A 14694-nucleotide genomic window follows, 5' to 3' on the forward strand; every position below is an offset into this window, starting at 1 on the left:
CTCGGTTTATTTTTCGGGCAATGAAGCTATCCTAAGCCAAGTATTAAAGAGCTGTTTCAGCTCATGTGGGTTGTATCGATTCAATGCTCATCCAAAAATAACCAAATTTTTGAATTCCATAAATTGATTGTGAAGTAAATGGACATTTGGCAATATCTTCTTACTTTTGATCTATGGCTACACGAATTCCACTGGCAGAGCGCATGCGTCCCAAGAAATTGGAAGATTATGTTGGACAGCAACATATTATCGGTCACGATGCGGTATTATATCATGCCATCCAGCAAAAAAATATTCCTTCCATGTTACTTTGGGGACCTCCGGGAGTTGGTAAGACCAGCCTTGCACTCTTGATGGCCAAAGAATTGGGGCGTCCATTCTTTTCCTTAAGTGCTATTCAGGCCGGTGTGAAAGATATTCGCGAAGTTATTGATAAAGCAGAGCGACTGATGAATTTAAATCAGGAACAAGCGGCTATGAATTTTAATCAGGAGCAACCCATTCTGTTTATTGATGAGATCCACCGTTTTTCTAAATCACAACAGGATTCTTTATTAGGGGCTGTTGAACGGGGCTTAGTGACGCTTATCGGGGCAACGACAGAAAATCCATCTTTCGAAGTCATATCTGCACTACTATCGCGCTGCCAAGTTTATGTTCTTGAACACTTAAGTTCCGAGGACCTGATCGGCCTAGTGGAGAAATCCTTACATGAAGACGAATACCTCAAAGCATTGAACATTGAGATTGAAGAATATGAAGCTATTTTACGTCTGTCAGGTGGTGATGCCCGTAAGCTTTTAAATGTGCTTGAACTGGTCAGTAATGCTGCAGTACTTCATCATGAACCGATTACGAATGCATTTGTGCTGAAGCAGGTACAGCAGAATATGGCTATTTATGATAAGACAGGTGAGCAACATTACGATATCATATCTGCTTTTATCAAATCGATCCGTGGATCAGATCCCAATGCAGCCATTTATTGGCTGGCACGTATGATCGAAGGGGGGGAAGATCCTTCTTTCATTGCTCGTCGTCTCCTGATATTGGCTTCTGAAGATATCGGCAATGCCAATCCCAATGCTCTACTGTTAGCGAATACGTGTTTCCAAGCTGTTAATGTAATCGGATGGCCCGAATCGAGGATTATTTTGGCGCAGGCCGTGACTTACTTGGCCAGCTCTCCTAAAAGCAATGCCTCTTACGAAGCAATCAATAAGGCACAAGCTATCGTGAAGCAAACGGGAGACCTTTCCGTACCCCTTCATTTGCGAAATGCGCCGACTAAATTGATGAAAGAGCTTAACTATGGAGCCGAATATAAATATGCGCACGCCTATCCTGGAAATTTTGTGTTGCAGGAGTTTTTGCCCGATCAACTGAGCGGTATGACTTTATACGATCCAGGTAAAAATCCACAGGAAGAAAAGTTAAGACAGGGATTACGCGATAAGTGGAAGGAAAAATATCGGTATTAATTAGGGCGTTATCGGAGTAAGTTGAAACTGTTTGTTTTCCTTAAGGAGTCTTTTGTAGTATTTCTGTCCACATTTTAAATCTCAGTGGATATTGTTTACCTTTGCTCGGATAGGAATATAGCATGACATCAGATTTAACATTTACAGCGATAGATTTTGAAACAGCAACAGGGCATCAAAATAGTGCCTGTGCAGTTGGTATCGTGACAGTGGAATCGGGTATCATTACAAATGAATTTTACTCCTTGATTCAGCCACCCCGCAATGAGTATATGTGGCAGACGACCCGTGTGCATGGCATCAAACCCCGTGATACGCAACATTCCCCAACTTTTAAGGAGTTATTTCCTTCCATTCAATCGCTTCTGACGAATAAATTGATGATCGCACACAACGAGTTGTTCGATCGCAATGTTTTACGCAAGACGATGTTACATTATGGTTTGTCTTACGAGGAACTGCAGCTTGCCGAAATGTGGGAGTGTACTTATAAGATCTATCGTAACAAAGGTTTTAAACCAGCCCGCTTAAATGCCTGCTGTGAAGTGTTGGGAATCAATCTCAATCACCATGAGGCTTTATCCGACGCGAAGGCCTGTGCCGAATTATATTTGCGCCATCCTTTTGTAGCGACATTGGTGGAGGGGTAGTAATTAGTACTTAGAAGTTAATAATTAGATTTGAGAAAATTACTTCGTTACTCCGTCACTACTTTACTTAATCACTGTTTCACTCCGTTACTGATCACTTCGTTACTTTATATTAGTATCACATCGATTTTAATTTGTTATTATTTATTTTATTGATAATAAGCTTGTTGTGTGTTTTGTCGTGCGATGTCTCCCTATTTGTCCCCTCTTTGTCCCCCCTTTAAAATCGTTCTAGGAGCAGTTCAGAATTATCTTTGCCTTTGTCATTTCAAAAATGCTTAAAAATTGCCTTTTGAAAAGATTTGTCGCAAATGGATCTTATTTTTTAATAATATGTTTTACGTCTATCTTCTACTTACTGCTTTAATTTTAGTATCTGGTTTTTATTACTGGCGCAGGTCGCGCTTGTCAAATGAGTTTGTGAATCGTGCTACTTTACAGGTACACTATCGCTTTCACCATTTAGAAAATGATGATCGGGAATACGGTAAATCAAAAAATGGGGCACTCCTGCTTAAAGTAGAAAGGTTGGATGCGGATACACGTAATATTGTTGTGAAAGATGTGATCATGGATCATGCTTGTCTCAGTGTAAGTTTAGATCAGATCATTATGATCACTTTTCCTGCTGATTCGAACCAGGCCTATGAGGCTTCCGTACGTTTTAGAATACGGGGTGCGGTGCGTAAACCTGATTTCCTAAGCCACCATCATGCGACCGTCATCGGTTATATTACTTCCGAAAAATCAGGACGTGTGCCTTTCCGCATTAAAGTTGGAATGCTTGAGGCGGAGCAGGTTAGTCAAGTTTGATTTTAGTAGTTAGATTTTAGAAAGTGAGTGGGTTAGAAAGTTAGATGAAGGTTAGTTGGTTATAGAGTTAGAAGTTTAGAAATTTTTACTTTGTTACTCTTTCGTCACTTGTTACTATGTCACTCCGTCACTACTTTATAGGTTCGTTTTTTTTGTTACATTCATACTTAAGAAGGGGAGACACACGGTAATGCACGTGCTCCCCACTCTTATTATTTATGGATTGGAAAGTTAGAAATAGTTATTGGGTGAGCATGTTAGTGAGTTAGATTGTTCATATCACCCTTGTAACTCTGTTACTTCCCTCACTTGTCACTTCGTTACTGGTTACTCCGTCACTTCTTCACTCCGTTACTCAATCACTTCATTAGCCAATTAAATAATTGTATTATAATCAGCATCATGTTATTGTTTATGAGATACTATTTATCTAAGTTTGTTTAATATTATATTAAAAAATATGAAGATAGCGCTACAGCAACCTTTCGGAAAGTGGGTTGTTTTTATTCTGGTTGCATTTTTTTTCGTTAGCTGTAAAAAAAATACACCAGATCCAGAACCGGAGCCTGAACCAATTGTACGAACCACGGATCAAAAGATCCGGGATAGTATCTATTATTATTATAAACTGTACTCCATATGGGAAGAGAAATCCATTCCAAAATATGAGCTTCCATCCGAATTTACAGATAAGTATAATTCTGCTAGTAGTGTTCTCAATGCTCTGAAAGGTATGACTCCTGCCTATGCGAACTATGCACAGTATGGTGGTGTGTATGATCGCTTTTCTTTTATCGATGGACTTAACGGTTATAATATCAATGCTACAGCGAAGTTAAAAATGGATCGAAATGATGGTTATGGTTTATATATTTCCATGGGTACGGTTGATTCTAAAGTCGCAAGACCTGTTATCTATTTTATTGAAGGAGGTTCACCTGCTGATAAAGCTGGGTTAAAGCGATCGGATATGGTAACGGCTATCAATGGCGAGACCGACTTTACTGTTGCGATCAATTGTGATGCTTCAGGCTGTAAGCCTGTAGATCCCAATGCGCTTAATAATATGAGAAACCGTGTAGCCAATGCACTTGAAGGTGGCGGTCTTCAGCTCGCGCTCTTGCGTCAGGATGGAACGACTTATAATGTAAGTCTTTCTTATGGTTCATATACCATCGATCCTATTTATCAAGATTCCGTATACGAATATGCCACTAAGAATGTCGGTTATTTTGCACTTTCTTCTTTTGAAGAGATAGAACGCAATAATTATAATCAGCAACGCGTAGATGCTTCTTTTAAAACGTTTGAAGATAAGCGAATTGAAGACCTTGTCGTTGATTTGCGCTATAACACAGGAGGTTATGTCGATGCTGCGGTATATATTGCGAACAAAATAGCAGGAAAAAAAGTTCCTGAGCGGAACCTTATGGTGACCTATATCTGTAACGCTTATATGGAGCGCACTCAGAAAGGTACCAATGGTATGTTCAGAGATACTTACTTCAGTCAGACAAGTACGTTGAATCTGCGTAAAGTATATTTTCTGGTAAGTGAAAAAACGGCTTCAGCGGCAGAGATGCTGATTAATGTCTTAAAACCTTATATGAACGTGCAGATTATCGCGACAGGAACACATACTTACGGTAAACCTGTTGGTTTTTTTGAACAGATTATTGAAGACCGTGTTTCCTTCTGGCCAGCATCTTTCCAGTTGAAAAACGCTGATGATTTCGCAGATTACTGGGATGGATTAGTGGCAGATAAACCTAATGTAAATGATTATATCTTTTTGCCGACAGGTGATACGCAAGAGACGATGTTAGAGACGGCTCTGGAAGATGCAGTACCGGGAAGTACAAAGAAAACGTCGGCCCGTGTTCGTGCAAGCCAACATGCCCGTATGTCACTTGGTGGTGCTGTCAATGCTCTACCTGAAAGAGGTCTTTTGAAAAACTAGTCGTGCTGTAACATATAGGGAGTGATCGATTGATCATTCCGATTTTATAAATGAAAAGCGGGATCGATATCGATCCCGCTTTTCATTTATAGGGGTGAAGCAGATCACCTCATTCAATGTTCAATCATGATACAGCAAGCTGGTACTAGTGTGAGGCATTATGACTTATGACGGCGTCTCAAAAATACGTTGATGACAGAGTTCTGCAGCCGCTTCATCCGGTAAGCATTTTAGAAAACCAACAGGAACCTGGCTGATTACTTTTTCCAATGTACTGTTCATCATTGCAAAAAGATCTTTATTCCATCGGATAGCGGTGCAACTAGGCAATACCGCAATGAAACCTTTCACTCCAGATAATTGTTCAAATATATTTTCTGGTCCCTGTTGAAGACGTACAAATGCTTTTAATGGTATCGCTTCATTTTTATAACAAGGCGTTTTACCGCTCCAAGGAGTACCATATATAATCACGCCGTTATCTGTAATCCGGATCGCCGGATTATCATCATTGAGCAATGATGTATCTGGGATATGTTTTAACCAAAGGCGGCTATGCGTACTTTTTCCTGTACCGCTTTTACCCAGGAATGCTATGCCCTGACCATTTCGGTTGATGACCGATCCGTGGATCATAATGACATCGTGTAGCAGGGCGGCCTGACCAAAAAGCATCATCAGCATCCAGCAAATAACTGCACTCTGTTCTGTTTCGGTACTTTCTGGGATATAAATGGTCGACTGAGCAAAATCTCTTTCACTGTACAGATACCAAAAGTCGTTACCCCGATCATTGGCTATTGTCGTGATAAATGTGTTTTCTTTTTCATAAAAACAGAAGCGGTCTCCCCATGATATGGACTGATCACTTAAGAGTTGCCCGAGGTCTTCACCTTGCGCAGCTTGCTCCATACTCAGGTTCACCTGGATGGTCCTGTTTTCTTTTGTTGTATTGTATTTAAAATCACGGAAAGAGGGTAATAATTTTTCCAGATCTAGGCTAGCCGGATAGTTGATCTCCAGTATTAGATCTGCTATTTTATAGCATTTTTTCGATATTTCAGTAGGGTTTGTTAAAGTCATAGCGCGTTCATTAGTCGAGATAGATACGCTGTACGCATGTATCGGCCAAGTTTAAGTCATGTGTTACAAAAAGGCATAATTTATCTTGCCCAAATTCTAAAAGTCTTTTGATCAGTGTGTCGGCCGTATTTCTGTCCAGTGCCGAAGTCACTTCATCAAATAACCAGATATCACCATTATGCATCAGCGCTCGGGCAATCGCAATGCGTTGCGCCTGTCCTTCGGATAGGCCCATTCCCGATTCACCGACCACGGTATCGACACCATCAGGCAGTTCCAGTACAAATTCTGCACAGGCAATCCATAGGGCTTTTTCTAAAGCAATATGCTCGCCTTCTTTAACATGGAGCATCAGGTTTTCCCGAATAGTTCCACTGAAGAGTGAATTTCCCTGTGGAATATAGGCAAAATTGATGCGGTGTGCAGCAGTTAAGGGTCTGGTACCCTCGTGGTCCGTGAGTAATATCTGGCCTTTTTCTGCTTTGATCAGCGATAGCAATAAGCGTATCAGGGTTGTTTTTCCTTTACCGCTGGGACCTACGATCGCGGTAGGCTGACCCGCCATCAGGTTTAAATTCAGGTTATTTAACACCCATTTATCTTCATATCTAAAAGATAGATCCTGGATCTGTAGCGCTGTTGTTTGCAGTAACCTTTGCTGTTCGATCTGCGGTTCTATCTCACCTTCTTTAAGTTCTAAGAGGCGGTCGGCAGAAACTCTGAACCGTACAAAACCCGGTATATAGGTGATCAGTGCGAGAATCGGTGTTTGTATCCTTGCCACCAATTGCAAAAACGCTGTCATGGTACCAAATGAGATCTGTCCACTATGCAGTCTATAGATTCCCCAGATAAAGGTGAGCAGATAGCCCGCATTGATACAGATTTTCATGGCACTCTGGGTATAGGTCGAAAAATTGAGCTGTTTCATTTTCAAAATGAAAAGCTCCTGCTGGCTGGCGGTGAGTTTTTGCCTTCTTTTTGGAAAGATACCCATAGCCCGGATCAAGAGTCGAAAGCGAAGATTTTCTTGCAGAATGTTAGAGAAATTACTCTCTTCACTTTTTACTTCCCTGCTCAGCTTGCGCATTTTTTGGAAGTATATTTTCGAAAATAGGAATAGGGGCGATATGGCCAATATCATGAGTGCCAGCATCGGATCCATATACCATAAAAACGCCAGTGAAGCAAGTAATTGTATTACGGTAAGCAGAAATGAAAGTGCCGATTTTGCGATCATAGTGGCCACTTCTTCGCAATCCGTTTGGATTCGGATCTGGATATCACCTGTATGCCAGTTTTTGATCAGTTTCCAGACCGAGAGCATCTGTGCATCGAGCATATTCCGTTGCAGCTGAAAGGTCATCATCATTTTGATCCTTTCATTAAGCCAGCTGGTATATGCCCGTATTCCGATGCCAATAGCAACACTTGTCACAATTCCGATCAGTGTCCACTTCAACGGAAGGTCTTCCGGAGAAATGGCCATGTCTACCGCTTTTTTGGAGAGATACACAAAAAGTAGGGAGAGCACAATAGCAATAAGCTCCAATATAAAATACAGGAGCAGTTTCGATCGGTATCCCTGGCTTATCGACCAGGCCCAGCGGATATGCTGTTTCAAGTTATTATTATTGGTCACAGCTAGTGGTTCTTTTGGGCATTTATTTTTGCAGCAAACCTTGTTTTTCGAAATCCTGAATTAAAATTTCAGCATCAGCTTGTGCCTGTGTTTCCGTTACATCATAGTGTTCGCAGAGTAGCTCAACTACAGTAGCACTTGAGAATTCTATTCCTTTCAACTGCTCCCAAAGCCATGCTGCAGAATCATTTAATGTATATACTGTAGAAAGATCGACCATATCTTGACTAGGATCCACAATCATGTGATCCGAACCTATTGTTCTTAAAACTAAATCTGTTCTTAATTTCATTTATGTTAAAGTTAAAAAATTAGTAAAGTCAAAGTTAATCAATCCTTCGCATTCTAAGAAATTAGGTCAGATACCTTCTTTTTAGTGCACTGATTACCCTCCTAACGATCCTTAGTCGGTACCAGCTCATACCCCTAAACCGTGGCCAGGTGCTGTTGATATCTTTTGCTAGATCACTGTCTTGTGAATAATGTTTTGTAGCAATCGCTATAATATCGGATGATGTTACATACTCGTGCAATGCGATATTTCCATCCCCGGCAAGAACAATGTTTCCATTCTTTTTACCCACATAGCGATGAAAAACAAACTTTCCTTCATGCTTAGCCAGGATGTTTGCTCCTGAGGGTAAAGGAGTTCCATGATAAGCTTCAAGCAATACTCGGTCTCCATTCTTGATAAAAGGTAACATGCTATTGCCCTTTATGCGGATGCAAACTTCTTTTCCTTCGTGGAGTAAACGTTGTACTTCTTCAAAATACAGCTCATTCGTGATGATACGTGGTTCTGTTTTATCCATCTTTCCTAACTTAGGTGAGCTGGACGAAATATTGGAGAGCCTGTTGCAGTTCGGTATCTTTTAATATCACCTTTTTGTCCGCATCTAATAGATAGATTGTCGGCGAAGCTTTGGTATCGTAAAGTCGTTTTTTCTGAATGACAGATTCGGTATCAAAACCATTGATCCAATTTTCTGCCAGATGCGTTTGAAAGTTTTTCCATTTAGTACGGTCGCCCCAAGGTTCGATGGTTACCATCTGGATCTGTTTCTTTTCAAAAAGATCGACAACTTGCGGTGTATCTTTAAGGGCAGCAATCATTTCCTTGCAGTGCGGACATTCTGTATCGTACAAGAACAGTAGTGTATATTTTGACTTCACATCCGACAACTTTTGGGTTTTGCCATCGCTGGTTTCGAAACTAAAATCTTCGGCTACTTGACCTACTTTATTCCGCTGTACCAATTTATAAACCGGGCGGTAGGCCTCTTTTTCAAGGTCTGTGAGCTGATCGGTTTTTATAAGGTAGCGCAGTACAGATTCGTAGCGGTTATCATTACGCATAGGCGAATTACCTTCGTAAAGATAGTGTTCGTATAATTTAATAAAATGATCGAAAGTTACTTTGTTTACTTTTGCTTTATCCAACATGCGTGCTACAGCATGATCCGCTACAGTATCCGAAACCGAGTTGAGTGCCGAGATAAAGTCCGCTAATTTCTGCTCCCCAATATTCGGATCTTTTATTTTTGAGGTATCTTGCATATCAATTTTATCCCAGTAGCTTAATACAGCACTGTCCGCCCCGTTATAGGCTATATCTTTGTTGACCGTAGTTGCCTTGTCCTGTTGATCAGACTTTGGATTGTGGTTGCATGCTATGGACAACAAAGTGATTGCTATGCCTAGACACAGCACATTAAAGGGTACACATTTCATTATAATTAGCTTAATGATAACAAACTTAGCGATATTGTGATTGATATACAATATAATTGAGGTGAAGTTAAAAACAATTGCTTGATTTTTTTCATCTTTAGAATTAAATTTTAACACAGGTTTAGGGTATGACCGTAAAGGCTTAATGTTTGATGTTTTCTTAATGAATTAATAAAGAACTTGTTAATTGTATAGGCTGGAATATGGATAATCCGATGTTTTGTGGTAGCATAATTCAATATTAAATTTTTATGAACTTTTCGGAATGGCTTTTGTATTACAAATAATCTCTATCTTTGAGATAGTAATAAAACTGTACTTAATTCATGTTATTATAATTTTAAATATGATTACAATACCTGCTAAAGAAATGCGTATCGGCATTACTTTCAGTGCGTTTGATCTGTTGCATGCAGGTCATATCAAGATGCTGGAAGATGCCAAACGTCAGTGTGACTATTTAATTTGTGGCCTACAAACTGACCCAACCTTGGACCGACCTGAGAAAAATAAACCTACACAAACTGTTGTGGAGCGTTATATTCAGCTCAAAGGCTGTAAATATGTGGATCAGATTGTACCTTATGCGACAGAACAGGATCTGCAGGACGTGTTGCGTTCGTTCAAGATCGATGTGCGTATTGTTGGTGATGAATATCGCGAGCGTGATTTTACGGGACGCCAGTATTGTGAAGAGTCTGGTATCGAGTTGTATTTCAACAGCCGCGATCATCGTTTTTCAAGTTCAGGTCTGCGCCGTATCGTTGCCGAACATGAGGTGGAAAAAGGTTAGAAAGTATAAGAGTAAAGCAGTAACAGAGTAACGAAGTAACAAAGGTAATGAATTAACAGATAGCTCATAACACGTCACTAGTTCACTATAGTTACTACGTCACTAAAAAAAGAAAGAACACATTACATGAAGATAGGAATTACATTTGGCGTATTTGATTTATTACACGCCGGGCATATCATGATGTTGGAAGAAGCACGTCGCAATTGCGATTACCTCATTGTTGGACTCAATACGGATCCTTCGGAAGTTTCTCCTGAAAAATCAGCGCCGACACAAACTGTTGTGGAGCGTTATATTCAGTTAGAAGGTTGCCGTTATGTGGACGAGATTATTCCTTACGAAACAGAGCAGGACTTGATCGATATGATTAAAGCCTTGCCTATTCAGGTTAGGATCATTGGAGAAGAATACCGCGATATGGATTTTACAGGAAAGAAATATTGTGTTGAAGAAGCTATCGATATCTATTACAACAAACGCAGCCATCGTTTTTCAAGTACAGGCCTACGTAAAGAGGTTGCGGCAAAGGAAGCGGAGAAAGTCAGGTAATCGAGTAACGAAGGTAGCAGATAACTCGTCACGGGTTCACTATCGTCACTACGTTACTAAGAAAGTACTACTTTACTAGTCACTACGCCAATAACAAAAAAGATATATAAAAAATAGAATGAGCAATATAGTACATGTGATTTTATCGGGTGGAGTGGGGAGCCGCTTATGGCCGCTGTCTCGTAAAAGTTTTCCTAAGCAGTATCTTTCTCTATTTAAAGAAGGATCTTTGTTTGAGATGACTGTCAATCGTAATCGGGATTTATGCAACCAGGTTATTGTTGTGGGGAATAAAGATAACAATCAACTGAGTCGCGAGGTCATGGAGAGCAGCGGGGTGGAGTATATAGACATCGTGGAGTCTACTCCACGTAATACAGCTGCGGCGATTGCATTTGCGGCATTTGCGGCGAACGCTGATGATATTTTGGTTGTTACGCCCTCAGATCATGTTATCGTGGGTGATGAAAGTTATAATAAGGCCATTCAAGAAGGAATAGAAAAGGCAAATCAAGGCTATATTGTTACTTTTGGGATCCAGGCAACCAAACCGGAGACCGGGTATGGTTATATTGAGTATAAAGGTGATCAGGTACTCTCATTTCGCGAGAAGCCGAATAAAGAAACAGCGGAAGATTTTATAGAAAGAGGCAATTTCCTGTGGAACTCGGGTATGTTCTGTTTTCGGGCAGACACCTTATTGCAGGAACTACAGCAGTTTGAGCCACGTGTTTATGCCACCGCTTTGGCCGCTTGGCAACATAAGAAAGATGGTATTTTGGATGAGGCATTATCCAAAGAGATTCCCTCGATCAGTATTGATTATGCTGTGATGGAGCGATCCAAAAAAATTCGCGTTGTTGCAACACATTTTAACTGGTCCGATCTGGGTTCATTTGAGTCGATGTATGATTATCTGAAGCATACCGGTCATCCTACGGATGAAAATGGAAACATGGTGATCGGAACGGATGTTTACAGTGCATTCGTTGGTTTAAGAAATACGATCCTGGTTTATACAAAAGATGCCTTCCTGATCTTACAAAAAGAAAGTTCTCAGGATGTTAAGAAAATATACAATACACTAGAACGACACCAGTCCAAACTGATCGATTAAAAATATACAACAAACTGAAAAGCGTTACGTGTTTTTTTGTAAGATTACGTTTTATTAAAAAACATACGGCTTTTTATATTTTATGCATTAATGGGAATTCTACTTGTATGTGGATTCCCATTTTTTTTAGCGATAAAGTACCTATATATGCTTGTGGTGATTTTGTGGATCGCTGATTATCAGTTGTCTGCAAAAATCAAAAATATCAATTTCGATCTGTAACTACAACAGGGACCGGATATCTTTTTTGACGTGGATATTATGAAACGAATACTCCGAAATCTGTTGATCAATGCGGTTAAATGCAGCCATGAACATTCTGTTGTTAAACTGACTTTACATCAAGATGGGAATTGGTCTGTTTTAGAGGTTATCAATTTTTATGTAAAAGGTGCCCGGTATTTCAAAAGAAAAATGGTGCAATCATATTTAAGACAGATTTTTAAAATAAGCAATGGTCTTTATAAGTCCTTCTTCCAGTTGGATTTTAGGTTCCCAGTTTAATTTTGCTTTTGCCAGATCAATATCCGGTTTCCTTTGTTTAGGATCATCAGAAGGCAAAGGCTGAAAGATAATTTTAGACTTGGAACCTGTCAGCGTGATCACCTTTTCTGCCAGTTCACGAATGCTGAATTCATTGGGGTTTCCCATATTAATGGGACCTATCGTTTCAACAGGGCTTTCCATCATTTTAATCATACCATCGATAAGATCATCTACATACTGGAAGCTTCGGGTCTGCGAACCGTCACCATCAATTGTAATATCTTTATTATTTAGCGCCTGAGTGATAAAGTTCGATACCACCCTTCCGTCATTCGGATGCATATTTGGTCCATAGGTATTAAATATTCTAATGATCTTTATTTTAACATCATTCATGCGGTGATAGTCCATAAACAATGTTTCTGCACATCTTTTTCCTTCATCATAACAAGATCGGATACCGATGGGGTTGACATTACCCCAGTATGATTCCGTTTGCGGATGGATGATCGGGTCACCATATACCTCACTTGTAGAAGCCTGCAAAATTTTTACGTTAAGCCGTTTTGCCAATCCCAGCATATTGATCGCACCCATCACCGAAGTTTTGACTGTTTTGATCGCATTAAACTGGTAATGTATCGGCGACGCAGGGCAAGCGAGATTATAAATTTCATCCACTTCAATAAAATAAGGCATGGTCACATCATGCCTGATCGCTTCAAAATATGGGTTTGATAATAGTGGAGCTATATTTTCTTTCGATCCTGTAAAATAATTATCCAAAGAAATCACCTCGTTTCCAGCGTCGAGCAATCTTCTGCATAAGTGCGAGCCGATAAAACCTGCCCCACCCGTTATCAATATTTTTTTTTTCATGGATCTCTTTTTTATCAAAAGTTGAACATTACGAAGATATAGATCTCACAGTTGTCTGACAAATTTATTCCTCTTCGTATTGAATTGTAGCAAATAAATAAATAATTTCGGCATCCATATAGCTGCTTTAACTTCCTTATATTTTGTTGGTTAAGACTTATATGTCGTTGTATGCTATATTCAATCAATGCAATTTTCGAATTATGTGAAGTGGCAGATTCCAATGTTGCTGAAGTGTCGCGTGCCATTGGTTATGACTCCAGGGTTGGATCTAAGTTCCTGAAAGCATCTGTGGGGTTTTGGTGGTTTCTGTTTTCAGAGATATATTTTAAATCTCGTTTATATCGCCCGTTCCTACAACTTAACTGTTGTGGCCGATTATTGGGAGCAGGTCATTTTGTTAAATGATCATCAGAAAGAACGATTTGCACAGCATATTATTAAGACCATGTACAATACGGTCAATGGTAAGAAAATCGTATTTTTAGGCTGGGCCTTTAAAAAAGATACCGGTGATACTCGGGAGTCTGCAGCCATTTATGTGGCCGATTATCGGGAGGCGAGTAATCGTTGTAGTAACCAATGTAATCACAGTATTAAGGCCGCATTTATCTCGTTTTTTTGTTTATAAGCATTTTGGTCTTGCTAGTTTCATCGAAACTTAATTTTAAAAGAAAGTACAGTTCACTTTTTAGGTCTAAATTTGTGCTATCGAAATGGCGCATGCGTAATTTTATGAGTGTATCCAAAACAGATCTAATTAATCTGCTTACATTCATACGATGTGGCTTTTCATTACGTTAATATATGCAAATCATGTTTACTATATGCAAAACCATTTTGAGCATTACAATGTTACTGTTTATCAGTTGAGATGGTTAGAAAGTTAGATTGCCACTACGTTACTTTTTACTACAGTCACTAGTTGCCGGTCACAACGTTACTCATCATTATAAATGCTCTTTTATTTTACAACCCTTAACCTTTACCCACAATGATTATTGTAATTATTTTAATTGTATTATTTTTATTTGGCAGTTATTATTTTTGGACAGCACAGCATTCGAAGCAACGATTAGCGGCTCATGGCACATTATCGGTCAGTTACCTTTTTCAAGAGCGTGCGGGACAGTATAGTGGCGATCGTAGTGTGAAGAGCGGTGTAATTGTGATCCATGGCAGCAGCAGTGATCAAAAATTAAAGCATGCTACACTAAAAAGTGTAAATTTAAAACACCCTGATGTCAATATACAGCTTGATCAGTCTTTATCACTTCCTTTTCAATACAATAGTTTAACACATCCTGAGGTATCTATCCGTTATAAGGTATTGAATAGAGACTTGACAACATTAGATTTAACTGGAGTACTTACCACTATTTCCGGGAAATTGCATTTTGAAGGTGGCAAGACGAAACTTTTTCGAGTTGCTGTACCGATATCTGGACTATACCAAGAGCAAGTAGAAAAATAGATTTTTGGCAAAGAATAAGCTGAAAACCTCATT

16 protein-coding genes are annotated in these 14694 nt (G+C 39.6%); 10 read left to right on the plus strand and 6 right to left on the minus strand.

All coding sequences use genetic code 11. The features are described 5' to 3' along the window. Positions 1 to 173 precede the first annotated feature (173 nt). The 4 genes from M2265_RS16855 (at position 174) to M2265_RS16870 (ending at position 4904) form a co-directional block, all read left to right on the plus strand. A complete protein-coding gene (locus M2265_RS16855; RefSeq protein ID WP_132769894.1) occupies positions 174 to 1481 on the plus strand; it encodes a replication-associated recombination protein A in 1308 nt (435 codons plus the stop codon). A gap of 122 nt (positions 1482 to 1603) precedes the next feature. Then, a complete protein-coding gene (locus tag M2265_RS16860; protein ID WP_132769892.1) occupies positions 1604 to 2131 on the plus strand; it encodes a 3'-5' exonuclease in 528 nt (175 codons plus the stop codon). Between the two features lie 333 nt (positions 2132 to 2464). Then, a complete protein-coding gene (locus M2265_RS16865) occupies positions 2465 to 2944 on the plus strand; it encodes a hypothetical protein (protein WP_132769890.1) in 480 nt (159 codons plus the stop codon). 460 nt (positions 2945 to 3404) lie between these two features. Then, positions 3405 to 4904, plus strand: coding sequence for a S41 family peptidase (locus tag M2265_RS16870; protein ID WP_132769888.1), 1500 nt, complete (start codon positions 3405 to 3407; stop codon positions 4902 to 4904). A gap of 165 nt (positions 4905 to 5069) precedes the next feature. Here M2265_RS16870 and M2265_RS16875 read toward each other — a convergent pair whose 3' ends face one another. The 5 genes from M2265_RS16875 to M2265_RS16895 all read right to left on the minus strand — a co-directional run bounded on the left by M2265_RS16875 (position 5070) and on the right by M2265_RS16895 (position 9360). After that, the gene (locus M2265_RS16875; protein WP_132769886.1) at positions 5070 to 5987 is read right to left on the minus strand and encodes a hypothetical protein; all 918 of its coding nucleotides are present in this window, start codon (positions 5985 to 5987) and stop codon (positions 5070 to 5072) included. Positions 5988 to 5997: 10 nt separating this feature from the next. After that, positions 5998 to 7629, minus strand: coding sequence for an ABC transporter ATP-binding protein (locus M2265_RS16880; RefSeq protein ID WP_207902413.1), 1632 nt, complete (start codon positions 7627 to 7629; stop codon positions 5998 to 6000). A gap of 22 nt (positions 7630 to 7651) precedes the next feature. Then, positions 7652 to 7921, minus strand: a complete 270-nt coding sequence (locus M2265_RS16885; protein WP_132769884.1) for a PqqD family protein — start codon at positions 7919 to 7921, stop codon at positions 7652 to 7654. Between the two features lie 61 nt (positions 7922 to 7982). Beyond that, positions 7983 to 8441 carry a S24 family peptidase gene (locus M2265_RS16890; RefSeq protein WP_132769882.1) on the minus strand — a complete coding sequence of 153 codons (459 nt, stop codon included), beginning with the start codon at positions 8439 to 8441 and terminating at the stop codon, positions 7983 to 7985. A gap of 10 nt (positions 8442 to 8451) precedes the next feature. Continuing rightward, entirely contained in the window at positions 8452 to 9360 is a 909-nt protein-coding gene (locus M2265_RS16895) for a DUF5106 domain-containing protein (RefSeq protein WP_132769880.1), read from the minus strand. Between the two features lie 346 nt (positions 9361 to 9706). Between M2265_RS16895 and M2265_RS16900 the strand changes: the two genes are divergently transcribed. The 3 genes from M2265_RS16900 (at position 9707) to M2265_RS16910 (ending at position 11822) form a co-directional block, all read left to right on the plus strand. Further along, on the plus strand, positions 9707 to 10153 hold the full coding sequence (locus tag M2265_RS16900) for an adenylyltransferase/cytidyltransferase family protein (protein ID WP_021188618.1): 447 nt from the start codon (positions 9707 to 9709) through the stop codon (positions 10151 to 10153). A 126-nt stretch (positions 10154 to 10279) separates the two neighbouring features. Further along, positions 10280 to 10705, plus strand: coding sequence for an adenylyltransferase/cytidyltransferase family protein (locus M2265_RS16905; protein ID WP_132769879.1), 426 nt, complete (start codon positions 10280 to 10282; stop codon positions 10703 to 10705). Between the two features lie 118 nt (positions 10706 to 10823). Continuing rightward, positions 10824 to 11822 carry a mannose-1-phosphate guanylyltransferase gene (locus M2265_RS16910; RefSeq protein WP_132769877.1) on the plus strand — a complete coding sequence of 333 codons (999 nt, stop codon included), beginning with the start codon at positions 10824 to 10826 and terminating at the stop codon, positions 11820 to 11822. A 429-nt stretch (positions 11823 to 12251) separates the two neighbouring features. Here M2265_RS16910 and M2265_RS16915 read toward each other — a convergent pair whose 3' ends face one another. Next, positions 12252 to 13187, minus strand: a complete 936-nt coding sequence (locus tag M2265_RS16915) for a UDP-glucuronic acid decarboxylase family protein (protein WP_132769875.1) — start codon at positions 13185 to 13187, stop codon at positions 12252 to 12254. A gap of 171 nt (positions 13188 to 13358) precedes the next feature. Between M2265_RS16915 and M2265_RS16920 the strand changes: the two genes are divergently transcribed. From M2265_RS16920 to M2265_RS16930, 3 genes are all read left to right on the plus strand, one after another. After that, positions 13359 to 13595, plus strand: coding sequence for a hypothetical protein (locus tag M2265_RS16920; RefSeq protein WP_237682843.1), 237 nt, complete (start codon positions 13359 to 13361; stop codon positions 13593 to 13595). Further along, on the plus strand, positions 13558 to 13818 hold the full coding sequence (locus M2265_RS16925) for a hypothetical protein (protein WP_243655408.1): 261 nt from the start codon (positions 13558 to 13560) through the stop codon (positions 13816 to 13818). Before M2265_RS16920 ends, M2265_RS16925 begins: the two co-directional genes overlap by 38 nt. Positions 13819 to 14181: 363 nt before the next feature. After that, complete coding sequence (locus M2265_RS16930; protein WP_132769873.1) at positions 14182 to 14661, plus strand: hypothetical protein; 480 nt, start codon at positions 14182 to 14184, stop codon at positions 14659 to 14661. Positions 14662 to 14694: the final 33 nt, after the last annotated feature.

Source organism: Sphingobacterium kitahiroshimense (assembly GCF_025961315.1).
In the GTDB taxonomy this organism is placed as follows: domain Bacteria; phylum Bacteroidota; class Bacteroidia; order Sphingobacteriales; family Sphingobacteriaceae; genus Sphingobacterium; species Sphingobacterium anhuiense.